Consider the following 22,610-nt stretch of genomic DNA (forward strand, 5'->3'; position numbering starts at 1 on the left):
GAGGTTATCGCCGGTAAGCCCATGGGGCGAAAAGTTTTTCAGTGATTTGCTGCCAACTGGGGCAGTGTGCAAAGTCTTGCGTGGCAAAGGTTTGACGCTGCCGCACGGAGACGGCCGGCCGGTGCGGCGCAAAGACCGGTAGAATCGACTGTGTGGACAGCTGCGGCCCCGCCGGGCCGTAGCGGAGCCTCCCGTTCCCCAATACCGCCCGATGACAGCAGAATTTTCTCCCTCGGCCCCCTTTGTCGGCGGCGACGCGGTGATTTCCGTGTCCGCCTTGAATCGCGCGATCGGCACCCTGCTCGAGCGTGCGTTTGCGCTCGCCTGGATCGCCGGCGAAGTCTCGAACTTTACGCGGGCAGCCAGCGGCCATTGGTATTTCTCGATCAAGGACGATTGTGCGCAGATTCGTTGCGTGATGTTCCGTGGCCGTGCCCAATATGCACAGTTTACGCCGCGCGAGGGCGACCGGATCGAGGTTCGCGCCACGGTGACGATGTACGAGCCGCGCGGCGAGTTGCAACTGAACGTGGAGGCGGTCCGACGCACCGGGCAAGGCCGACTGTACGAAGCGTTTCTGAAGCTGAAAGCGCAGCTTGAGGCCGAGGGTCTGTTCGCCGCTGAGCGCAAGCGCGCGTTGCCGTCGCACCCGCGCACCATCGGTATCGTCACGTCGCTGCAAGCTGCGGCGCTGCGCGACGTGTTGACCACGCTTGCGCGGCGCGCCCCGCATGTGCCGGTCATCGTCTACCCGGCGCCGGTGCAGGGCGCTGAGGCGGCCGCGCGCGTCGCGGCGATGATCGGCACGGCCAACCGCCGTGCCGAAGTCGATGTGCTGATCGTGTGCCGCGGCGGTGGTTCGATCGAGGACTTGTGGGCGTTCAACGACGAATCGCTCGCGCGGGCAATCGCCTCTAGTGTGTTGCCGATCGTGTCCGGCGTCGGGCACGAAACCGATTTCACGATTGCCGACTTCGCCGCTGATGTCCGCGCGCCGACGCCGACGGCGGCAGCGGAACTGGTCAGTGAACAGCGCGCCGTGTTATTGCGCGAGTTGGACCAGCGCCACGCGGCGCTGGCGCGTGGCTTCGGCCGGATGATGGAGCGGCGCGCGCAGCAGTTGGACTGGCTCGCGCGCCGGCTTGTGAGTCCATCCGAGCGGATCGCCAGGCAGCGCCAGCACCTGCGGCAACTGTCGCTGCGGTTGTGCTCGGCCGGCGCGCGTCCGGTGCGGGATGCGCGCGCGCAGCTGACGATGGTTCAGTTGCGCTGGCGGCGCAGTCGACCCGACATGGAGCGGGCGGCCGAACGTGTGCAGCGGCTCGAGCAGCGCCTGGGCGATGCACTGCGCAGGCAGCACGAGCGTCGACGCGCGCAGGTATCCGAGCTGGCCGCTCGCACCGAGTTGCTCAGTCCGCGGCGCACGCTTGAGCGCGGTTATGCGGCGCTGATCGACCCACACAGCGGCGCGGCGGTGCGCGCGCCGGACGCGCTCAAACCCGGTCGCCGCGTAACGGTGCACCTCGCGCACGGCAGCGCGGATCTCGGCATTGCGCAAGTACAGCCTCGCCTGGATGAGGAATTCTAGGGCGGCGTTGGCGATATCGGCGCTGGCTGTCGCGCAGGATCGCGCACTGCCGAGCAGTTCTGACTCATTTATAGGAACAAGCAAAGCAATGCTGCGCATAAAGGGCCGACGATTTGCGAGGTTATTCCAACTCACCTAGAATCGAATGCTCGGCAGCATGACTCTCCCTGGTCCCCAATCCGTTATAAAGGAAGTTTGCACGATGGCACAACATACACTCCCCCCCCTGCCGTTCGCGAAGAATGCGCTGGCTCCGCACATCTCGGAAGAGACGCTGGAATTCCACTACGGCAAACACCACCAGGCCTATGTGACGAACCTGAACAACCTGATCCCGGGTACGGCGTTCGAGAACCTGTCGCTGGAAGAGATCGTCAAGAAATCGTCGGGCGGCATCTTTAACAACGCAGCACAAGTGTGGAACCACACATTTTTCTGGAACAGTCTGTCGCCGCAGGGCGGCGGCGCGCCGACCGGCAAGCTCGGTGACGCGATTAACGCGAAGTGGGGCTCGTACGACGCATTCAAGGAAGCTTTCACAAAGGTGGCGGTCGGCACGTTCGGCTCGGGCTGGGCCTGGCTCGTGAAGAAGGCCGATGGCTCGCTGGACATCGTCTCGACCAGCAACGCCGCTACGCCGTTGACGACCGACGCCACGCCGCTACTGACGTTGGACGTCTGGGAGCATGCGTATTACATCGACTATCGCAACGCACGTCCGAAGTTTGTCGAGGCGTTCTGGAACGTCGTGAACTGGGATTTCGCCGCCAAGAACTTCGGCGTGTGAAGCTCGCGCGCGGCATCGCCGTGCGCGTACCCGCAACGCGTCGCTCCTACGCGAGCGACGCGCCATTCCAGTCGATGCCCGCACACAGCACCATTAGGTGTCCCGCCACCTGTACCGCAATCGATGCGGTCACCCCGCCAATCTGCAGTGTGCTGCTCAGAGGGTCCTGGCATCGCTATCGTGCCTTCCCGTGCTGCGCACGTCCGGCGCTAACTGTCCGAAGATCCACGCGGATAACGCGGTGATCACGCTGATGCAGACGAATGTCGCATGAAATGCCGGCAGCGTCTGCGATGGCGCGATGTGTCCGAACAGCGCCGTGAATGTGGCGAGCAGCGCGCCGGCGATGGTGACCCCCAGGCTCATCGACAGCATTTGCACAAGGGAAAACAAGCTGTTGCCGCTGCTTGCCCCTTCACGTCCAAGGTCTTTCAGCGTCAACGTATTCATCGCGGTAAATTGCATCGAATTCACGCCGCCGAAGATCGCCAGTTGTACGAGCCGGACCCACAGCGGTTGATCCGGCGACATCAGTGCAAAGCTGGCCATGGTTGCCCCGAGCAGGACGGTGTTAGTCAGTAGCACGTGGCGGTAGCCGTGGCGCATGATCAACGCCGTGACAATGCGCTTGGACACCATGCCGGCCGCGGCCACTGGCAGCATCATTAGACCCGCATGAAACGGCGCGTAGCCGAGGCTCACCTGCAGCAGCAGCGGCAACAGATAGGGCATCGCGCCGCTGCCGATGCGCGCAAATAGATTACCCAGCAGGCCGACGCTGAACGTGTGAATACGGAACAACTCGAGCGAGAACAGTGGGTGCGGGCTACGCGTCGCGTGCAGTCCGTACGCCGACAGGCACGCGAAGGCCAGCACCAGCAATATCAGCACGAGCGCGTGCGTCAGCCGCAACTCGGCCAGCCCGTCCAATGCCAGCGTCAATGCCAGCATGGCCACGGCGAGCAACAAGTAGCCCTTCACGTCGAAGCGCCCGACTTTGTCCAGCGGTTCACCGAGCATGAACAGCGCCGTCGCGATGCAGCCCGCCAGGCCGACCGGCACGTTGATCAAGAATATCCAATGCCATGACGCGACGTCGGTCAGCCAGCCGCCTAGCGTTGGCCCGATCAATGGCCCGACCAGTCCGGGAATCGCCACAAAGCTCAGGGCTGGCAGGTAGCGCTCGCGTGGAAAGCTGCGCAGCACGGCAAGCCGTCCGACGGGCAGCAGCATCGCACCGCCTATCCCCTGCACCACACGCGAGGCGACGAGTTGCCACAGGGCCGACGCGTTCGCGCACATTAGTGAGCCGAGGGTAAAAACGAGGATGGCGCTAAAGAACACGCGTCGCGTGCCGAATCGGTCGGCCAAGAAGCCAGAAATCGGAATCATCAACGCCATCGTCAGCGAGTACGCAATCACCACGGACTGCATCCGCAATGCCGATTCGCCGAGGCTGTGTGCCATGGCCGGCAGCGCGGTATTGACGATCGTCGTGTCTAGCGCCTGCATGAAGAATCCCGTCGCGACCAGCCACAGCATGATGGTTAGCTTGCGCTCCGGTGTAACGGTGTGGCGGATGGGCCGGGACGAGGATCCGGACATGGGCAATCGGACGGTTTCGCAACACAAGCCGCTATTTTAGACGGCTTTGGTCCGGCGCTCGCATGGCGCCGCAGCGGGCCGCACGCCGCGGCGCGCAGCATGCCCGACAGCGCCGCGGCGCGGACAGGGGCATGCGTCATGGGGGGCAGGGCTCAGCGTGCCGACTTCGCGTTGATGACAGCGTCGGCGACATTCTGCGGACTTTCCGCGTAGTGCTTGAACTCCATCGTATAGGTCGCGCGCCCCTGTGTTAGCGAGCGCAACGTGGTCGAATAGCCGAACATTTCGGCCAGCGGCACTTCGGCGCGCACCACCTTGCCGCCTCCCCCCGCGAGGTCCTCCATGCCCTGGACGATACCGCGGCGGCTGGACAAATCGCCCATTACGTTGCCCATGAAATCCTCTGGCGTTTCGACCTCGACCGCCACCATCGGCTCGAGCAGCACGGGCCGCGCGCGCCGCATGCCTTCCTTGAACGCGATCGAGCCGGCCATTCGGAACGCGTTTTCGTTCGAGTCTACGTCGTGGTATGAGCCGAACGTCAGCGTCACTTTGATGTCCACGACTGGATAGCCCGCCAGCACGCCGGCCTGCATGGCTTCACGAATGCCCCGGTCCACTGCCGGGATGAACTCGCGCGGAATCACGCCGCCCTTGATCGCATCGACGAATTCATAGCCCTTGCCGTGCGGCTGCGGCTCCAGTGTGATCACCGCGTGCCCGTATTGGCCGCGGCCGCCGGACTGCTTGACGAACTTACCCTCGACGTCCTGCACCGCGTTGCGTACCGTCTCGCGATAGGCCACCTGGGGCTTGCCAACCGTCGCCTCGACGTTGAATTCGCGCCTCATCCGATCGACCAGGATTTCCAGGTGCAACTCGCCCATGCCAGAGATGATCGTCTGGCCTGACTCCTCGTCGGTCTTGACACGGAACGACGGATCCTCTTGCGCGAGGCGGTTCAATGCGATACCCATCTTTTCCTGGTCAGCCTTTGTCTTCGGCTCGACGGCCTGCGAGATCACCGGCTCCGGGAAGATCATCCGCTCCAAGATGATTACGTTGTTCGGGTCGCACAGCGTATCGCCGGTGGTCGCCTCTTTCAGGCCGACTGCGGCGGCGATGTCGCCGGCGCGCACCTCCTTGATCTCGGTTCGCTCGTTCGCGTGCATTTGTAGGATACGGCCGATCCGCTCCCGCTTGTTTTTGGTCGAATTGAGCACGGTGTCGCCCGAGTTGACGACCCCTGAGTACACGCGGAAGAAGATCAGCTGGCCGACGAACGGGTCCGTCATAATTTTAAACGCCAGCGCGGAGAACGGCTCGTTGTCGGCCGGATGCCGCTCGGCCTGTTCGTCGTCCGGCGTGTGGCCGAGGATCGCCGGCACGTCGACCGGTGAGGGTAGGTAATCGATGACCGCGTCGAGCATTGCCTGCACGCCTTTATTCTTGAACGCACTGCCGCATAGCATCGGCACGATCTCATTGGCGATCGTGCGCTTGCGCAGTGCATCCTTAATCTCTTGTTCGGTCAGCGAATGATGGTCGTTGAGGTATTTTTCGAGCAGCGCCTCGCTGGCTTCCGCTGCTGCCTCGACCATCTTGTCGTGCCATTCTTGCGCGAGCTTGGCCAGATCGGCCGGGATGTCCCGGTACTCGAATTTCACACCGAGACTGTCCTCGTCCCAAATAATCGCCTTCATTTTGACCAGATCGATGACGCCCTGGAAATGGTCTTCCGCGCCGATCGGAATCTGGATCGGCACCGCGACGCCGCGCAGCCGTTCGCTGATCTGCCGCTGCACGCGGAAAAAGTCCGCGCCGACACGGTCCATTTTATTGACGAACGCGATGCGCGGTACTTTGTACTTATTAGCCTGGCGCCACACCGTTTCCGATTGCGGCTGAACACCGCCGACCGAGTCGTACACCATGCATGCGCCATCGAGCACGCGCATCGAGCGTTCGACCTCGATCGTGAAGTCCACGTGCCCGGGGGTGTCGATAATATTGATCCGGTGTTCCGGGTAGTTGCCCGCCATGCCTTTCCAGAACGCCGTGGTCGCCGCTGACGTGATGGTGATGCCGCGTTCCTGCTCTTGCTCCATCCAGTCCATCGTCGCGGCGCCCTCGTGCACTTCACCCATCTTGTGGCTCACGCCGGTGTAGAAGAGAATGCGCTCGGTGGTCGTCGTCTTGCCGGCGTCAATATGAGCGCTGATGCCTATGTTCCGGTAGCGCTCGATGGGAGTTTTGCGGGCCACTTGAATCTCCTTCGCGATGGGATGGCCGGTCCGGCAGGCATCGGACACCGCGTCCGCCCGACAAACCGGGAAAAACGGCCTGAGCGGGCGCTCAATAGCGCGCACGCTAAGAGATATAGGATAGCGCTGCGCGGGCTGTTTTGCTTGATCCGATGAGCAAACGCGTTGCCTGATGGGCGGGTTGGGCGGGCAGCGGGTCGGGCGTCGCGGTCGTGGGACGCGATCAGGGCGCGGGCGGCAAGCCGAGCACGCGCATGCCCGGCTTGATGCCCTTTGAGGCGAACCACCCCTTGCTCATCTCGAGCGCGTAGACACCATTGTGGGTCGGACAGTGGTTATCTTGGGTTTGCGCCTGCATCTCGTCCAGATCCGTGATCGTGCCATCGGCGCGGATGAAGGCGATCGACAGCGGCAACGGCGTATTTTTCATCCAGAAACAATGGACTGCGTTTTCGTCGAAGACGAACAACATGCCTTCGTTCGGCGCCAGCGACTGGCGGAACATCAGTCCTTGCTCGCGATCGGCCGGGTTCGCGGCAATAGCTGCGTCAACCACGTACATGCCGATCGTCAACGAGGCACGCGGCAATGGTTCGGGGCGCTTCAGTGCGCCCGGCAGCGGCTGCGCCAGCGCGCCGCACGCAGCCAGCGCGAGCGTGACGCCGACCACCAGGGTGGCGACGACACGGGCCAGCGGCGCTGGCCTTGAGGTACCGATGCAAAGCTGCGGTGAGGCGCGGCGCGCTCGCCGGGCGGGCACGCGGAACAGGCGGGACACAGGCAGCGCGGATCGCACCGGAACAACCACGGCAGACTCCTCATAATGTGAATACGCGCATGTTACGCGAATCGCTGGGCAGTACAGGTCAACAAAAAGGCAGATCGCCTTGCGGCAACCTGCCTTTGAATGCCGTCGCAACGGCAGTGCAGCGTCGTTCTTGTCGTTTGGGGAGACGAAAACCTTAGTTCGAAGCTGCTTCCGAAGCAGCAGCCTTCTTCACTGCCTTCTTGTGCGACTTGTGAGCCTTCTTGTGCGCTTCGGTCTTCGAAGCAGCAGCCGGGGCCGAGGCGACTTCCGGAGCCGACGATTGCGCGAAAGCAGCGGTGGCGAACAGGCCAGCGATGAGGGCAGCGATCAGTTTGTTCATGTTGTTTCCTCAAACTTAGTTAATTAACCAATGACCCGCTTTGATGAGTCATGTCAATCAACGCGGGATCCACCTTTCGGTTGACAGGTCCGTTCGACAATTCGCTCGGGCCCGCTGCGTTCGTGTCACCCTGCGTTCGGCGGGGTGGCGACGTCGGCCGATGCCGGCGCATGCGTTGTGCGGCATCCGGAGCAATAACGCGGTGCCGGTTGGTCCGGTTGACGCGCTTTTTGCGAATTGATGAAAACCGATGCCGGCAAGCGGCACAGGGCAGAGTTCGGTGCGAGGGCAGCGCCAGGGGCAGGTGGCACAATGTGCGCGTCAGCGCGTGCCGTGCCACGGCGCCGACGGCGGCAGCGCGCGCCATTGGCCGGGCGCCAGGCCGAGCGCGAACACATCTAGCGCGCCGATACCGACGCGAATCAGGCGCAACGTCGGAAAGCCTACCGCTGCGGTCATTCGTCGCACTTGGCGATTACGGCCCTCGCTAAGGGCCAACTCGATCCACGTGGTCGGAATCGCGGCGCGATAGCGTACCGGCGGATCGCGCTGCCACAGGCCGGCGGGCGGCTCGATGAAACGGGCGCGACAGGGCCGGCTCACGTAGTCCCCAAGGTCTACGCCGCGCTCCAGGGCGGCCAGTGCCGAAGCGGGTGCAGCGCCGTCCAGTTGTGCCCAGTAGCGCTTGATCAGCTTGTGACGTGGCTCGGCGATGCGCGCCTGCAGCGCGCCGTCGTCGGTCAGCAATAGCAGGCCCTCGCTGTCCGCATCGAGCCGGCCTGCCGGATAGACATCGGGCACGTCGACCCATGTGGCCAGCGATGCGCGCGTCTCGTGGGCGGAGAACTGGCAAATCGTGCCATATGGTTTGTTCAATGCAATCAGTCGCATGGGCGATGCGCGGGCGCCAGGACCCGTTTCCTATGGCAAATGGCGGAATATTAGCGCATAATACGAAACACTAGTCTTGTGTCTTATATAAGAGTAAGGCTATTGCTGCGACGCCGTGATGTCTTGCCGGCGCGCTAGAATAGTGCTTCGCTACGAGCGACCCGCGACCCGCGACCCGCGACCCGCGACCCGCGACCCGCGACCCGCGACCCGCGAGTCTCGGGTGAGCCGCCGCGAGTTGCCTTAGCAGTCGACGCAGGAATAGCGCATGTTGGCGCGTCGCCGCGCAGCATACTTTCAGCCTGTCCATACCATTGGAGTCGAACATGCCGTATCAGCACATCAAGGTTCCGGCCGGTGAGAAGATCACCGTTAACCCGGACTTTTCGCTCAACGTCCCGGATCAGCCGATCATTCCGTACATCGAAGGCGATGGCATCGGCTTCGACATTACGCCGGTGATGATCAAGGTGGTCGACGCGGCGGTCGAGAAGGCCTATGGCGGCAAGAAGAAGATCGCATGGATGGAGATCTTCGCTGGCGAAAAGGCGACCAAAGTCTACGGGCCGGATGTGTGGCTTCCGGAAGAAACGCTGCAGATCCTGAAGGAGTACGTCGTCTCGATCAAGGGGCCGCTGACCACGCCGGTTGGCGGCGGCATCCGCTCGCTGAACGTGGCGCTGCGCCAGGAGTTGGACCTGTACGTGTGCCTGCGTCCGGTGCAGTATTTCAAGGGCGTACCTTCGCCGGTGCGCGAGCCCGAGAAGACCAACATGGTGATCTTCCGCGAGAATTCGGAAGATATCTATGCGGGCATCGAATGGGCCGCCCAGTCTGAGCAGGCCAAGAAGGTGATCCAGTTCCTGCGTGAGGAAATGGGTGTCAAGAAGATCCGTTTCCCGGAAACATCAGGGATCGGCATCAAGCCGGTGTCGCGCGAAGGCACGGAGCGGCTGGTGCGCAAGGCCATCCAGTACGCGATCGACAATAACCGCAAGTCGGTCACGCTGGTGCACAAGGGCAACATCATGAAGTTCACCGAAGGCGCGTTCCGCGACTTCGGCTATGCGCTCGCCCAGAAGGAGTTCGGCGCGGAGCTGATCGACGGTGGCCCGTGGATGAAGATCAAGCATCCGAAGAGCGGTGCCGAGATCGTGATCAAGGATGTGATCGCCGACGCGTTCCTGCAGCAAATCTTGCTGCGTCCGGCCGAATACGACGTGATCGCGACGTTGAATTTGAACGGCGACTACATTTCGGACGCGTTAGCGGCGCAGGTCGGCGGCATCGGCATCGCGCCGGGCGCCAACCTGTCGGATTCGGTGGCGATGTTCGAGGCGACCCACGGGACCGCGCCGAAATACGCTGGCAAGGACTACGTGAACCCGGGTTCGGAAATCCTGTCGGCCGAGATGATGCTGCGCCACCTGGGCTGGACCGACGCGGCTGACGTGATCATTTCCGCGATGGAGAAGTCGATCTTGCAAAAGCGCGTTACGTATGACTTCGCGCGCCTGATGGAAGGTGCGACGCAGGTATCGTGCTCCGGCTTCGGTCAGGTATTGATCGAAAATATGTAACGGCACTTCGCACGGGCCGGCGTATCGCGCCGGAAGACAGGACCCCTGTGGCGCAGGTGATGTGCCACAGGGGGTTTTTACGTCGGCGCTGCGCCGACCATTCATCGGCCTTTCACGGCGCAGCGCCAACCATTCGCGTCGGCCCGTCACGGTATAGCGCCAGCCATTCGCGTCGACCTTTCACGGTGTGGCGCCGGTCATTCGCCAGCCTTTCACGGCGTGGCACCGAAGGCATGGCGGGCTGTGGCAATTCGCCACTGATCCATGGCGGTGGCTGAAACTTAATTGAAAGAATGGCGTGGGCGACGGATAATGCCGACCGGTCCGTTCTTCACCGTCGCGTCTGCGACGCTTGTGTCGCTGTTGTCCGATGTCCGATCGTCGCACCCGAAAACTGACCGCCTGGCTCGGCCTGACGGCGATCTGGCTGATCGTCGCGATGCCGCTCGCCTCGCAGTGGCTCAGCCACGCTAGGGGCGGCATCGACACGGTACTATGCAGTGCGGCCACGATGGGCGAACGGGCCCCGGCCCACGGAGCGGCGTACGTGGGTGGGCACCTGGATGCATGCGGCTATTGCAGCTTGCTCGCCCACAGTCCGGCAATCGGCGCACCACAGGTCGCGACGCTCATGCTGCAGTGCCAGCGTGCGGCCGCGCTGCCGGTGATTGATGGCGTACCCCGGCCCGCGTTGCGGCATCTTGTTTCCTACCCGCGGGCTCCTCCGGGCGCGGTTTGACGGCTGTTCATTTGCTCGTTTCGTAACCGACGCCTGCCGGGCCGGCCATCCACAGCCGACCTGGACGGCATGCCATGGGTTGTATGCATGAAATTCACCTTCCTGGATCAGGCGGCGTCGCGTCGCCTGTTCAACGCGTATCTTGTATTGAAAAGCAACCGCTGTCGGCGTTGGGCGCCTTCGGTGTTTGCCGCAGTGGCGGGCCTGTTGGGAACAGTGAGCGCTCACGCGCAAGCTGATGCGTCGCCGCCTGACGCGCCCCCGGCGGGCGCCGCGTCGGTGCTCGTGCCGATCGAGGTCATCGCCAATGCGCCGAAGAATCCGCTGGTCGTAGTGACCGATCCGAAGCAGCCGCGCCAGCCGCTGCCTGCGAGCGACGGCGCCGACTATCTAAAGACGGTGCCGGGCTTTTCGGCGATCCGCAGCGGCGGCACCAATGCAGACACGGTGTTTCGCGGCATGTCCGGATCGCGGCTGAGCCTGTTGAGCAATGGCGCGCCGATGCTGGGTGCCTGTCCGGGCCGCATGGACGCTCCAACCTCGTATATCGCGCCGGAGAGCTACGATAAGGTGACCGTCGTCAAGGGGCCGCAATCGGTACTCTACGGGCCGGGCGCATCGGCCGGCACGGTGCTGTTCGAGCGCACGACCCGCCGCTTCGACGCGCCGGGCATGCGCTTCGATGGGAGCCTGGTTGGCGGTTCATTCGGCCGCAACGACCAGAATGTCGATTTAAGCGCGGGCGTGCGCGAAGGCTATGCGCGCGTGATGGCGAATCACGCGCATCAACAAGACTATCGCGACGGCAACGGCAAGACGGTGCCATCGCAGTGGGACAAATGGAACGTCGATACGTCACTGGGCTGGACACCGAACGAGCATACCCGCATCGAAGCGAGTGCCGGTACCGGCGACGGCTATGCACGCTACGCCGGCCGCGGCATGGATGGTGCACGGTTTCGTCGTGAAAGCTATGGTTTGCGTGCCGAGCGCTCGCATTTGGGCGAGGTTCTGGACCGCGTCGAGGCACAGGTCTACTACAATGATTTCGACCATGTGATGGATAACTTCACGCTGCGCTCGCCGGCAGGTGGCGGCAGGTCCATGCCGATGGCATCCGAGGTGCGGCGGCGCACGTTCGGTGCTCGCAGCGCCGCGACGCTGCGATTTACAGACCGGTTCAAGTTAGTGGCCGGGGTGGATGGGCAACACCATGCGCTCGACAATCGATCGTTGCAGCGGGCCACCGTCAACGGCAACGGTTCATGGAAGCCGTCCGCAACCTTGTGGAGCATGGGCGGATTTGGCGAACTGACCTGGTACGCGACGCAGTCCGAGCGGATGGTGACGGGGCTGCGGGTAGACCGCGCTGCGGCACGCGACCGGCGCGTCAACGTCGGCTCCGGCGCGATGCAAGCGCCGAATCCGACGGCCAACGTGCAACGCGAGCACACTTTGCCCAGCGGCTTCGTGCGTTACGAGCACGATCTCGCCATGTTGCCCGCGATGTGGTACATCGGAATTGGGCATGCCGAGCGTTTCCCGGATTACTGGGAGCTGTTCTCGCCGAAACTCGGTCCGGAGGGTTCAGTTAACGCGTTTTCGTCGTTGCGTCCCGAAAAGACCACACAACTGGATATTGGCACGCAGTACAGCGACGAGCGCCTTGACGCCTGGGTTTCGGCGTATGCTGGCAGCGTGCGGGATTTCATCCTATTTGACTACGTGTCCGGCCCGATGGGGCCGGCCAATCGCGCGACGCAGGTGGGTGCACGGATCCTCGGCGGCGAATTGGGGGCCGCATGGCGCGTCACGCCGGCGTGGCGGTTCGAGACCGCGCTCGCGTACACGTGGGGGCGCAACAACGCCACGGGTGGGCCGTTGCCGCAGATTCCACCGCTGGAGGCGCGCGTTGGCGCACACTACCAGCACGGGACGTGGTCGGTCGGGGCGCTGTGGCGCGTAGTGGCGGCGCAGCGCCGGTACGTGCCCAATGAAGGAAACGTGGTGGGCAAGGATTTCGGGCCGAGCGCCGGCTTCGGCGTCGCGTCATTGCATGCGCAGTACGCGTTCGGCAAGGCGGCCACGCTGACGCTGGGCGTGGACAACCTGTTCGACAACGCGTACACCGAACATCTGAACCTGGCGGGCAACGCGGGTTTTGGTTACCCGGCCAATTCACCGGTGATGGAGTCCGGCCGCACGGTGTGGTTGCGTCTCGGCGTTAAACTGTAACAGCGCTAAAAGAGAAAAAAACCCGGCTCGCAACCGGGTTTTTTCTGCTTCACGAGCAAGCGATTCGAACGATCAGGCTGCCGCCTGGATATTCGAAGCTTGTTTGCCTTTCGGTCCCTGCACGACTTCGAAGCTGACTTTCTGACCTTCCTTGAGGGTCTTGAAGCCGTTCATCTGGATAGCCGAAAAATGCGCGAACAGATCCTCACCGCCTTCGTCCGGCGTGATGAATCCGTAACCTTTGGCGTCATTAAACCATTTGACCGTACCAGTCGCCATTCTACTTCCCCTGTCACTCTTGCCCTTGCTACACGAGCCCGTTCGAAAAGCGCCATGCCATGCGGCCGGATCCCTCTCACCAGCTCACCCGGCATTTTTCTTCGTGCACGACCGAAAAAAGTGCCAGCTTGATTGTTGGTGGTCTAAAAATTAGTGTCAAGAAAATTTTGAAACGCTCGAAAACCCATTCTATGAGCCCCCAATGCAGGGCTGCACAACGCGCGATAGTCATCTTGACGTCATATCAACATGCTCTGTCCGATGCCCATGCAGCACGGGGGCTTGAAAAGTCGCATAATGCACCGAGATAACCAAGGAACGATGTTTGCGTAAGCAAGGTCAGCGCAACGTTGTGTGCCTCGCTGCAGGGCGGGCGATTACTGTTGGCAGGGTGCCGGAGAGGCTGTTGCGCTCTGGTGACGAAAGGATGTGTGCCGCGCCGTATCGGGTGCCCGTTGGGGTTTTTGGCGGGATTGCTTGCGTGGCCGAGTTGTTTAGAATGGGTATATGGCCATTATCCCGGACAAGCAGGACAGTACAGTACTGGAGCGGCAGGAGCAAAAGGCGAAGCCGCCGTCGATGTATCGCGTGGTTTTGCTGAACGACGATTTCACGCCAATGGAATTTGTCGTGATGGTAATACAGCAATACTTCAACAAGGATCGCGATACTGCGACGCAGATTATGTTGAAAGTGCATCTCGAGGGGCGCGGAGTTTGCGGGGTCTATACGCGGGACATCGCGTCGACCAAGGTTGAGCTGGTTGTAACGCACGCGCGGCAAGCGGGACACCCGCTGCAGTGTGTGATGGAGGAAACATGATTGCCCAGGAACTGGAAGTCAGCCTTCATATGGCGTTCATGGAAGCGCGCCAGGCGAGGCATGAGTTCATCACCGTCGAACACTTGTTGCTCGCGCTGTTGGACAACCCGACGGCGGCGGAGGTGCTTCGCGCGTGCGCCGCGAACATCGAGGATCTGCGCCAGAACCTGCGCAACTTTATTCACGATAACACGCCGATCGTGCCGGGGGCCGACGACGTCGACACGCAGCCAACGTTGGGCTTCCAACGTGTGATCCAGCGCGCGATCATGCATGTGCAGTCGACCTCCAGCGGCAAGAAGGAGGTGACTGGCGCGAACGTGCTGGTTGCGATCTTTGGCGAGAAGGACTCGCACGCGGTGTACTACCTGCAGCAGCAGGGCGTGACCCGGTTGGACGTGGTCAACTTCATTTCGCACGGCATCGCGAAGACCGCGGGGCCGGATGGGGCGAAGGCTGGTGAGTCGCCGGTCGACGGTGACGAGGCCAGCGCGCAGCGGGAAACGCCACTGGCGCAATTCACGCAAAACCTGAATCAGCAGGCGCGCGACGGCAAGATTGACCCATTGATCGGGCGGGAACCCGAGGTCGAACGGATGGTGCAGGTGCTGTGCCGGCGCCGTAAGAACAATCCTTTGATGGTGGGCGAGGCCGGCGTGGGCAAGACGGCCATCGTTGAAGGGCTGGCATGGCGGATCGTGCGCGGCGAGGTGCCCGATATCTTGGCGGATGGGCAAGTGTATTCCCTCGACATGGGGGCGCTGCTGGCGGGCACGAAGTACCGGGGCGACTTTGAGCAGCGACTCAAGACGGTGCTCAAAGAGTTGAAGGACCGTCCGCACGCGATCCTGTTCATCGATGAGATCCATACGCTGATCGGCGCGGGCGCCGCCTCGGGCGGCACGCTCGATGCGTCGAACCTGCTCAAGCCGGCGCTGTCCTCTGGCCAACTCAAGTGCATCGGGGCCACGACCTTCACCGAATTCCGGGGCATCTTCGAAAAGGATGCGGCGTTGTCGCGGCGTTTCCAGAAAATCGACGTGACCGAGCCGACAGTCGAGCAGACGGTGGCGATTCTGCGGGGCCTGAAGTCCCGCTTCGAGGAGCACCACGGCGTCAAGTACTCGTCCGGCGCGCTGTCGGCGGCGGCCGAGTTGTCCGCACGGTTCATCACCGACCGACATTTGCCGGACAAGGCGATCGACGTGATTGATGAGGCGGGGGCGGCACAGCGGATCCTGCCCAAGTCCAAGCAAAAGAAGACGATCGGCAAGACAGAGATCGAGGACATTATTTCCAAGATCGCGCGGGTGCCGGCGCAAAGTGTATCGCAGGACGACCGCAGCAAGCTGCAGACGCTAGACCGTGATTTGAAGAGCGTGGTGTTTGGGCAGGATCCGGCCATCGATGCGTTGGCCGCGGCCATCAAGATGGCGCGGGCCGGGCTCGGCAAGACGGACAAACCGATCGGTGCATTCCTGTTCTCCGGGCCGACCGGCGTCGGCAAGACAGAGGTGGCGCGTCAACTGGCCTTTACGCTGGGCATCGAGTTAGTGCGCTTCGATATGTCCGAATATATGGAGCGCCACGCGGTGAGCCGGCTGATCGGTGCGCCGCCCGGCTATGTCGGGTTCGACCAGGGCGGACTGCTGACGGAGGCGGTCACGAAGAAGCCGCATTGTGTGCTGCTGCTCGACGAGATCGAAAAAGCGCACCCGGACATCTTTAACGTGCTGCTGCAAGTGATGGACCATGGCACGTTGACGGACAACAACGGCCGCAAGTCGGATTTCCGTAACGTTATCATCATCATGACAACGAACGCGGGCGCCGAGGCGATGAATAAGGCGACGATCGGATTTACGACGCGTCGCGAGACCGGCGACGAGATGGCGGACATCAAGCGGATGTTCACGCCGGAGTTCCGCAACCGGCTCGACGCGATTATCAGCTTCCGCTCGCTCGATGAAGAAATCATTATGCGCGTGGTCGACAAGTTCCTAATGCAATTGGAGGATCAGTTGCACGAGAAGAAGGTCGATGCGTTATTTACCGATGCGTTGCGCAAGCATTTAGCCAAGCACGGTTTCGACCCGTTGATGGGCGCGCGGCCGATGCAGCGGCTGATCCAGGATACAATCCGCCGCGCGTTGGCGGACGAACTGTTGTTCGGCAAGCTGATGAACGGTGGGCGCGTGACAGTCAACGTCGACGACAACGGCAACGTGCAACTCACGTTCGATGAGAACGCGGCGCCGCGCAATCCGACAAACCCGGAAACGGCCGAAGTCGAGTGACCGCGGCGATCGCGTCATAACAAGGCGCGGGCGACGCCCCGCGCTTTTTTGTCGCTCAGTGCCGGCCGGTGCTGCCGAAGCCGCCGGCACCGCGTTCGCTGTGCGAGAAATCGTTAACCACGTTGAATTGCACATGCGCCACCGGTACGACCACGAGTTGCGCGAGCCGCTCCATCGGGTTCAGCGTGAACGCGCTCCCGCCGCGGTTCCATGTGGAGATCATCAACTGGCCCTGGTAATCGGAATCGATCAATCCTACCAGGTTGCCGAGCACGATGCCGTGCTTGTGGCCCAATCCGGAGCGCGGCAAGATCAATGCCGCATAACCTGGCGTACCGATATGGATGGCCAGGCCGGTCGGCACCAGCGCGGTCGCGCCAGGTTGCAGAACCAGCGGTTCGTCCAGGCAGGCGCGCAGGTCCAGACCGGCGCTGCCGGCAGTGGCATAGGCGGGCAGGGCGTCCTGCATGCGCGGGTCGAGAATCTTCAGGTCGATGTTCATCAATCAGTCGGTAGTGGGAATAGCGGGGCGTGCTGGCATCGCGGCATGCTCTATGACATGCCGTCGCGGTGCCGGGGCGGTACGACGCGATGGCACGACAAGCCCGTAAAAGGCTCGATTATGCCGTCTTGGGCGTTTACGCGGCTAGATTGAATGCCTGCGCAAGCAATTCATATGAACGCAGGCGCGCCTTGTAGCTAGCCGCAACGGTCAGGACAATCAACTCGTCGGCGTTGAACTGTTGCTGAATCTCCAGCATACGCGGTACCACCGACTCTGGTGTGCCGATGATGCTGCGCGGCCGTTCGCGCTCAATGATAAGCTGTTCGCGCTCGCCATATGTCTGCTCGGACGCTTGCTCAACGGTCGGGATCGGTTCGTTCAAGCCATACGCCATTTGTAAGCGGCGCAGATCAACGGCCTTTTCCAGCGCGCTGGCCTGTTGCTCGGTATCCGCGCAAATCACAAAAACCGCGGCGGCCAAATAGGGGTGAATTTCAAACCCGGGTTTGAATTGCGTCCGGTATGCTTGCGCAACCGTATGGCCGAAGAACGCGTTGATGAAGTGCGCGAACGCGAACCGGATGCCGAGTTGCGCGGCCAGCGCACCGCCGAAGTCGCTCGATCCGAGTACCCACAACTGCGGCCGCGTTGCGACATGGGGTTGTAGCAGCACGTCTTGTGCGAGCGAGTCCTCGGCGAGTTGCCCGCGAAACAGTCCCGACAGTTCGGTCACTTGCTGCGGGAAAAGCTCGCCACGATTATACGAGCCGGACGCGACGGCCTGCGCGGTGCGCATATCGCCGCCGGGCGCGCGGCCCACAGCGAGATCGACACGCCCCGGGAACAACGCCTCGAGCATCATGAACTGCTCAGCGACCTTGAACGCACTATAGTAGGGCAGCATGATGCCGCCCGAGCCGATTCGGATGCGTTGCGTAACGCTGCCCAGGCGCGCGAGCATCACTTCCGGTGCGGGATTCGCCACCGAGCGCAAGCCGTGATGCTCCGCGCACCAGAAGCGGGTATAGCCCAGTTGGTCGGCAAGCTGCGCGAGTTCGACAGTGGCGGCAATGGCGTCGGCGACCGAATGGCCGTCAATCACCGGCGTTTGATCGAGTACTGACAGTCGAGTCATAGGAGGACCGGATAGCGTGCCGTACGTGTGGCGAGCCGAGGGGCGCCGTGTGCGCGGACGTGATTTACGCGAAAAGACTGCCCGGCACGCGCTGCGCAATCTCGTCGACCAATGTGCGCGCGAGTGATTGTTTGTCCGCGCGCGGCAACGGTGTCGAGCCAGTTGTGTCGAATAGTACGACTTCGTTGTCATCCTTGCCGAATGTCTTCGGCCCCAGGTTGCCAATCAGCAGCGGGACGTTCTTGCGCCGCCGCTTCGCTTCACCGTTTGCGCCCAGCTCGCCGCTTTCCGCCGCGAAGCCGACGCAGTAAGGCGGCGAGGGCAAAGCGGCGACACTGGCAAGGATATCCGGGTTCTCGACGAAGTCCAGCGGTGGCGCCGGCTGACCGGCGGCCTTCTTCAGCTTGTGATCGGACACTTGAATGGTACGCCAGTCGGCGACCGCGGCAACGGCGATGAAAATGTCGGTGTCGGCGATGGTCGCCATGACCGCATCGTACATTTGCTGCGCGGTTTGTACGTCCTCCCGGCTCACGCCCCATGGCGTGGCGAGCGCGACCGGGCCGGCGATCAGGTGCACGCGCGCACCGGCCTGCGCCGCGGCGCGCGCGAGCGCGAATCCCATCTTGCCGCTCGAACGATTGGTGATGCCGCGGACCGGATCGATCGGCTCAAAAGTGGGACCCGCCGTGATCAGTACGCGCTGTCCCGCCAGCTTCTTCGGCTGAAAGAACGCGACGATGGCCTCGTACACCGCTGCGGGTTCGAGCATGCGGCCGTCGCCGATCTCGCCGCACGCCTGCGGGCCGGCGTCCGGACCGAGCACCGTGATGCCATCTGCGCGCAACTGGGCGACGTTGCGTTGTGTCGCCGGGTTTTGCCACATCTGGCGGTTCATCGCCGGCACGACCAGCAACGGGCAATCACGCGCCACGACCAGCGTGGACAACAAATCGTCGCACAGCCCATTGGCTAGCTTGGCGATGAAGTCAGTCGACGCGGGAGCGATCACGATCGCGTCCGCGCGGCGCGACAGGTCGATGTGTGGCATGTTGTTATCGATCCGTGTGTCCCACTGGCTGGTGTAGACTGGATGGCCGGACAGTGCCTGCATCGTAACCGGCGTGATAAATTGCGTGGCCGCTTCCGTCATCGCCACTTGGACGGTGGCACCGGCTTGGGTCAGCATGCGCGTAAGCTCGGCCGACTTGTAGCATGCGATGCCCCCTGTCAGTCCAAGCACCAGATGTTTGCCCGCAAGATCCATATCGTTCCTTCCGCTATTGCGTGTGTCCAGTGCCGGGATTGTCCCCCGATCTAGGTTTTCAGCGCACCGCGCGCACGCGCCTAAGCTCGTCGAGCACTAGCAGCATCGCACCGATCGTGATGCCGCTGTCGGCAATGTTGAACGCCGGCCAATGCCAGCCGCCAATGTGAAAATCAAGGAAGTCGATCACATGGCCGTGCACCAGCCGGTCAATGACGTTGCCCAGCGCGCCACCGAGAATGAATGCCAGAGCGGTGCAAAACAGTTTCTGCCCGCTGTGGCGCTTGAGTAACCAGGTGATCACTAGCGCGGCGACGATGCCCAATGCGGTGAACGCCCAGCGCTGCCAGCCACCGGCAGTCGCCAGAAAACTGAACGCGGCACCACGGTTGTAGATCAGCAGCAGATTGAAGAATGACGCAACCGGATGCGGGTCACCGTACACGAACAGGCGCGACACCGCGATTTTGGACAATTGGTCGAGCAGGATCACGATCAACGACATGCCTAGCCACGGCATCAGCGTTGCCGAACGGGCGGCGTTGTGAGATGAGGTCTTCGCCATTTATGCCATGCTCCGGTGTTCGCCATCCCCGAATAGGTTCGCCGTGCAACGCCCGCACAGCGTCGGATGCTCGGTGTTCGTGCCCACTTCCTCGCGATAATGCCAGCAGCGCTCGCACTTCGGGTACCGGGACGCGATCACGTCGATTGCCTCGTCGGCCTCATTGTCAACCTTGATCAGCCGAGCCGCAGAGGTGATCAGCACGAATTTCAAGTCGTCACCCAGGCTCGCAAGGGTATCGTAGCGTGCGCCATGCGCGCGGATCTCGACTTCGGCCTGCAGCGACGAGCCGATCCGGCCGGCTTCGCGCGCCGCTTCGAGCGCCTTGGTGACATCGCCGCGCAATTGGCGCACGAGCGCCCATTTATCTAACAACGCCGCGCCGTCGGGCAGCAGCGGATAGACGTAGTACGTTTCAGTGAAGATCGTCGTGCGCCCCGGCTGGAAGATCTTCCACGCTTCCTCCGCGGTAAACGACAGGAAGGGCGCGATCAGCCGCAGCAACCCTTGCGTGATGTGGTACAGCGTCGACTGTGCGCTGCGCCGCGCGTGCGAGTCGACTGCCGACGTGTACAACCGGTCCTTGAGCACATCGAGATAGAAGCCACCGAGATCTTCTGAGCAGAAGGTCTGCAGCTTGGCCACGACTGGGTGGAATTCGTACGCGTCGTAGTGATCGAGCGCCTCCTTTTGCAGCGCTGCGGCGCGTGCGAGTGCGTAGCGGTCGATCTCGAGCCACTGTTCGGGCAGCACCGTGTTCCGGCTCGGGTCGAAGTCCGACAGATTCGCCAGCAGAAAGCGCAGCGTGTTGCGGATTCGGCGGTAGCTTTCGACCACGCGCTTCAGGATCTCATCGGAGATCGACAGTTCGCCAGAGTAGTCGGTCGAGGCCACCCACAGGCGAATGATCTCGGCGCCGAGCTTGTTCGAGACTTCCTGCGGCGCGATCACGTTGCCGACTGATTTCGACATCTTCCGGCCTTGTCCGTCGACCGTGAAGCCGTGCGTCAGCAGCGCCTTGTAGGGTGGCCGGCCATCGAGCATCGAGCCGGTGAGCAGCGACGAATGGAACCATCCGCGGTGCTGATCCGAGCCTTCGAGGTACAGGTCGGCGGGCCACTGCAGCTGCTGGGCGTGCGAGCCGCGCAGCACATGCCAGTGCGTCGTACCGGAGTCAAACCAGACGTCCAGCGTGTCGCGGTTCTTTTCATACAGGTCGGCGTCGTCGCCGAGCAACTCGCGCGCATCGAGCGATTGCCATGCTTCGATGCCATGTTGTTCGACGCGTTGCGCAACGTGTTCGAGCAATTCCAGCGTGCGAGGATGCAACTGGCCCGTCTCCTTGTGCACGAAGAAGGCCATCGGCACGCCCCACTGGCGCTGGCGCGACAATGTCCAGTCGGGTCGATGCGCGATCATGTTGTGCAGTCGCTGCTTGCCCCACGCTGGATAGAACGCAGTGGCTTCGATGCCGTCGAGCGCGGTTTCGCGCAGCGTCTTGCCGCCACCGACGGGTGTCAGGTCCATGCCGGCAAACCATTGCGACGTCGCGCGGTAGATGATTGGCGTTTTGTGCCGCCAGCAATGCATATAGCTGTGCGCGTAATGGTTCGTGTGTAGCAACGAGCCAGCATCGCGCAACGCGTCGACGATCTTCGGGTTCGCCTCCCAGATCGACAGGCCGCCGAACAGCGGCAACGATTCGATATAACGGCCGTCGCCCATGACTGGGCTCAGGATGTCGTCATCGCCGATGCCATGCGCCTTGCACGACTGGAAGTCCTCAATGCCGTAGGCCGGCGACGAATGTACGACGCCGGTGCCCGAGTCGAGGGTCACGTAGTCGCCGAAATAGACCGGCGCAGTACGCTTGTAGCCCGGGTGCAGGTTGGCGAGCGGATGGTGGAAGCGGATCCCGCCCAGCGCGGCACCCGGCGCCGACGCGATCACCGTGCCGTCTAGACCGTATGTGGTTAGGCACGGCTCGACGCGCTCGGAAGCCAGGATCAGCAATCCGCGCCGCGTGTCCACGAGGCTGTACGACAGCTCTGGATTGACGTTCAGCGCCTGGTTCGCGGGAATGGTCCACGGCGTGGTGGTCCAGATCACGATCGCGCCGTCGGCACCGGGCAACGATGGCATCCCGAACGCCTCGGCAATCCGGTCAGGCTCGGCAAAGGGAAACGCGACGTCTACGGCGGGATCGACACGGTCCTTATATTCGACTTCTGCCTCGGCCAGTGCCGAACCGCAGTCAAAGCACCAGTTCACTGGCTTCAGGCCGCGGAACACATAGCCCTTCTCGAGGATGCGCGCGAGCGCACGGATTTCATTCGCCTCGTTCGCGAAGTCCATCGTGCGATACGGGTTGTCCCAATTGCCGATCAACCCAAGCCGGCGGAAATCGGCCTTCTGGCGCTCAATCTGCTCGGCCGCATACTCGCGTGCGTTACGTTGCACCTGCTCGACCGGCAGCGACTTGCCGAAGCGCTTTTCGATCTGGATTTCGATCGGCATGCCGTGACAATCCCATCCGGGTACATAGTCCGCGTCAAAGCCGGCCATATTGCGTGCCTTGACGATGATGTCTTTCAGGACCTTGTTGACGGCGTGTCCGATATGAATATCCCCGTTCGCATAGGGCGGGCCGTCGTGCAGTACGAACTTCGGCCGCCCCCGGCTGGCTTCTCGAATCGCTTCGTACACCTTGTTCTGTTGCCATTGCTGGACCCATTGCGGTTCGCGCTTGGGCAGGTCGCCGCGCATTGGAAACGGTGTGTCAAGCAAGTTGACGGGGTACTTGGAAGGCTGCTTGGAATCGGCTTTCTTGTCACTCATGATTGGGATGGTAGAGAAGTTCGGCGGCCGCTGACTGCGCATGCAGGCCGCATCGGCGAAGCACG

At 62.4% G+C, this 22,610-nt stretch carries 18 protein-coding genes; 7 read left to right on the forward strand and 11 right to left on the reverse strand.

The genetic code is table 11. From position 1 onward, the window contains the following. The first annotated feature begins 211 nt into the window (after positions 1-211). Both xseA and sodB read left to right on the forward strand, forming a co-directional pair. A complete protein-coding gene (gene xseA, locus KQH55_RS01675) occupies positions 212-1,588 on the forward strand; it encodes an exodeoxyribonuclease VII large subunit (protein WP_235090085.1) in 1,377 nt (458 codons plus the stop codon). A gap of 202 nt (positions 1,589-1,790) precedes the next feature. After that, positions 1,791-2,375, forward strand: a complete 585-nt coding sequence (sodB, locus tag KQH55_RS01680) for a superoxide dismutase [Fe] (protein WP_076785393.1) — start codon at positions 1,791-1,793, stop codon at positions 2,373-2,375. Between the two features lie 156 nt (positions 2,376-2,531). Here the strand turns inward: sodB and mdtD are convergent, their stop codons facing one another. The 5 genes from mdtD to KQH55_RS01705 all read right to left on the reverse strand — a co-directional run bounded on the left by mdtD (position 2,532) and on the right by KQH55_RS01705 (position 8,283). Then, complete coding sequence (gene mdtD / locus KQH55_RS01685; protein WP_235090086.1) at positions 2,532-3,980, reverse strand: multidrug transporter subunit MdtD; 1,449 nt, start codon at positions 3,978-3,980, stop codon at positions 2,532-2,534. 152 nt (positions 3,981-4,132) lie between these two features. Then, positions 4,133-6,244, reverse strand: a complete 2,112-nt coding sequence (fusA, locus tag KQH55_RS01690; protein WP_076797365.1) for an elongation factor G — start codon at positions 6,242-6,244, stop codon at positions 4,133-4,135. 223 nt (positions 6,245-6,467) lie between these two features. Beyond that, entirely contained in the window at positions 6,468-6,962 is a 495-nt protein-coding gene (locus KQH55_RS01695) for a DUF192 domain-containing protein (protein WP_076787385.1), read from the reverse strand. 244 nt (positions 6,963-7,206) lie between these two features. Beyond that, positions 7,207-7,392 carry a hypothetical protein gene (locus KQH55_RS01700; RefSeq protein WP_076785390.1) on the reverse strand — a complete coding sequence of 62 codons (186 nt, stop codon included), beginning with the start codon at positions 7,390-7,392 and terminating at the stop codon, positions 7,207-7,209. 321 nt (positions 7,393-7,713) lie between these two features. Further along, entirely contained in the window at positions 7,714-8,283 is a 570-nt protein-coding gene (locus tag KQH55_RS01705; protein ID WP_076785388.1) for a pseudouridine synthase, read from the reverse strand. Positions 8,284-8,609: 326 nt separating this feature from the next. Between KQH55_RS01705 and icd the strand changes: the two genes are divergently transcribed. The 3 genes from icd to KQH55_RS01720 all read left to right on the forward strand — a co-directional run bounded on the left by icd (position 8,610) and on the right by KQH55_RS01720 (position 12,837). Continuing rightward, the gene (gene icd, locus KQH55_RS01710; protein ID WP_076797366.1) at positions 8,610-9,863 is read left to right on the forward strand and encodes an NADP-dependent isocitrate dehydrogenase; all 1,254 of its coding nucleotides are present in this window, start codon (positions 8,610-8,612) and stop codon (positions 9,861-9,863) included. A gap of 370 nt (positions 9,864-10,233) precedes the next feature. Continuing rightward, a complete protein-coding gene (locus tag KQH55_RS01715) occupies positions 10,234-10,602 on the forward strand; it encodes a DUF2946 domain-containing protein (protein WP_076785386.1) in 369 nt (122 codons plus the stop codon). 87 nt (positions 10,603-10,689) lie between these two features. Beyond that, the gene (locus KQH55_RS01720; RefSeq protein WP_235090087.1) at positions 10,690-12,837 is read left to right on the forward strand and encodes a TonB-dependent copper receptor; all 2,148 of its coding nucleotides are present in this window, start codon (positions 10,690-10,692) and stop codon (positions 12,835-12,837) included. Positions 12,838-12,909: 72 nt separating this feature from the next. Here KQH55_RS01720 and cspD read toward each other — a convergent pair whose 3' ends face one another. Further along, complete coding sequence (cspD, locus tag KQH55_RS01725) at positions 12,910-13,116, reverse strand: cold shock domain-containing protein CspD (protein WP_041753073.1); 207 nt, start codon at positions 13,114-13,116, stop codon at positions 12,910-12,912. Between the two features lie 507 nt (positions 13,117-13,623). Between cspD and clpS the strand changes: the two genes are divergently transcribed. Together clpS and clpA are read left to right on the forward strand one after the other, a co-directional pair. Then, positions 13,624-13,938: an ATP-dependent Clp protease adapter ClpS gene (clpS, locus tag KQH55_RS01730; protein WP_076785385.1), complete on the forward strand. Its 315-nt coding sequence runs from the start codon at positions 13,624-13,626 to the stop codon at positions 13,936-13,938. Next, a complete protein-coding gene (clpA, locus tag KQH55_RS01735) occupies positions 13,935-16,235 on the forward strand; it encodes an ATP-dependent Clp protease ATP-binding subunit ClpA (RefSeq protein WP_076785384.1) in 2,301 nt (766 codons plus the stop codon). The genes clpS and clpA overlap by 4 nt, the downstream gene beginning before the upstream one ends. 55 nt (positions 16,236-16,290) lie before the next feature. Here clpA and dut read toward each other — a convergent pair whose 3' ends face one another. From dut to ileS, 5 genes are all read right to left on the reverse strand, one after another. Continuing rightward, positions 16,291-16,737: a dUTP diphosphatase gene (gene dut, locus KQH55_RS01740; RefSeq protein ID WP_076796992.1), complete on the reverse strand. Its 447-nt coding sequence runs from the start codon at positions 16,735-16,737 to the stop codon at positions 16,291-16,293. A 136-nt stretch (positions 16,738-16,873) separates the two neighbouring features. Continuing rightward, a complete protein-coding gene (locus KQH55_RS01745) occupies positions 16,874-17,875 on the reverse strand; it encodes an LLM class flavin-dependent oxidoreductase (RefSeq protein WP_076796993.1) in 1,002 nt (333 codons plus the stop codon). 64 nt (positions 17,876-17,939) lie between these two features. Continuing rightward, a complete protein-coding gene (gene coaBC / locus KQH55_RS01750; protein WP_235090088.1) occupies positions 17,940-19,142 on the reverse strand; it encodes a bifunctional phosphopantothenoylcysteine decarboxylase/phosphopantothenate--cysteine ligase CoaBC in 1,203 nt (400 codons plus the stop codon). Positions 19,143-19,200: 58 nt separating this feature from the next. Beyond that, on the reverse strand, positions 19,201-19,707 hold the full coding sequence (lspA, locus tag KQH55_RS01755; RefSeq protein ID WP_076785380.1) for a signal peptidase II: 507 nt from the start codon (positions 19,705-19,707) through the stop codon (positions 19,201-19,203). Further along, a complete protein-coding gene (gene ileS, locus KQH55_RS01760; RefSeq protein WP_235090089.1) occupies positions 19,708-22,545 on the reverse strand; it encodes an isoleucine--tRNA ligase in 2,838 nt (945 codons plus the stop codon). Between the last annotated feature and the right edge of the window lie 65 nt (positions 22,546-22,610).

The organism is Mycetohabitans sp. B3 (assembly GCF_021498065.1).
In the GTDB taxonomy this organism is placed as follows: Bacteria; Pseudomonadota; Gammaproteobacteria; order Burkholderiales; family Burkholderiaceae; genus Mycetohabitans.

Bases quoted from the DNA above. Each gene is read 5' to 3' on its own strand.
- KQH55_RS01720 (WP_235090087.1), top strand. From the start codon at position 10,690: ATGAAATTCACCTTCCTGGATCAGGCGGCGTCGCGTCGCCTGTTCAAC.
- lspA (WP_076785380.1), bottom strand. From the start codon at position 19,707: ATGGCGAAGACCTCATCTCACAACGCCGCCCGTTCGGCAACGCTGATG.
- clpS (WP_076785385.1), top strand. From the start codon at position 13,624: ATGGCCATTATCCCGGACAAGCAGGACAGTACAGTACTGGAGCGGCAG.
- KQH55_RS01705 (WP_076785388.1), bottom strand. From the start codon at position 8,283: ATGCGACTGATTGCATTGAACAAACCATATGGCACGATTTGCCAGTTC.
- dut (WP_076796992.1), bottom strand. From the start codon at position 16,737: ATGAACATCGACCTGAAGATTCTCGACCCGCGCATGCAGGACGCCCTG.
- mdtD (WP_235090086.1), bottom strand. From the start codon at position 3,980: ATGTCCGGATCCTCGTCCCGGCCCATCCGCCACACCGTTACACCGGAG.
- KQH55_RS01745 (WP_076796993.1), bottom strand. From the start codon at position 17,875: ATGACTCGACTGTCAGTACTCGATCAAACGCCGGTGATTGACGGCCAT.
- cspD (WP_041753073.1), bottom strand. From the start codon at position 13,116: ATGGCGACTGGTACGGTCAAATGGTTTAATGACGCCAAAGGTTACGGA.
- icd (WP_076797366.1), top strand. From the start codon at position 8,610: ATGCCGTATCAGCACATCAAGGTTCCGGCCGGTGAGAAGATCACCGTT.
- ileS (WP_235090089.1), bottom strand. From the start codon at position 22,545: ATGAGTGACAAGAAAGCCGATTCCAAGCAGCCTTCCAAGTACCCCGTC.
- xseA (WP_235090085.1), top strand. From the start codon at position 212: ATGACAGCAGAATTTTCTCCCTCGGCCCCCTTTGTCGGCGGCGACGCG.
- coaBC (WP_235090088.1), bottom strand. From the start codon at position 19,142: ATGGATCTTGCGGGCAAACATCTGGTGCTTGGACTGACAGGGGGCATC.
- KQH55_RS01700 (WP_076785390.1), bottom strand. From the start codon at position 7,392: ATGAACAAACTGATCGCTGCCCTCATCGCTGGCCTGTTCGCCACCGCT.
- clpA (WP_076785384.1), top strand. From the start codon at position 13,935: ATGATTGCCCAGGAACTGGAAGTCAGCCTTCATATGGCGTTCATGGAA.
- KQH55_RS01715 (WP_076785386.1), top strand. From the start codon at position 10,234: ATGTCCGATCGTCGCACCCGAAAACTGACCGCCTGGCTCGGCCTGACG.
- sodB (WP_076785393.1), top strand. From the start codon at position 1,791: ATGGCACAACATACACTCCCCCCCCTGCCGTTCGCGAAGAATGCGCTG.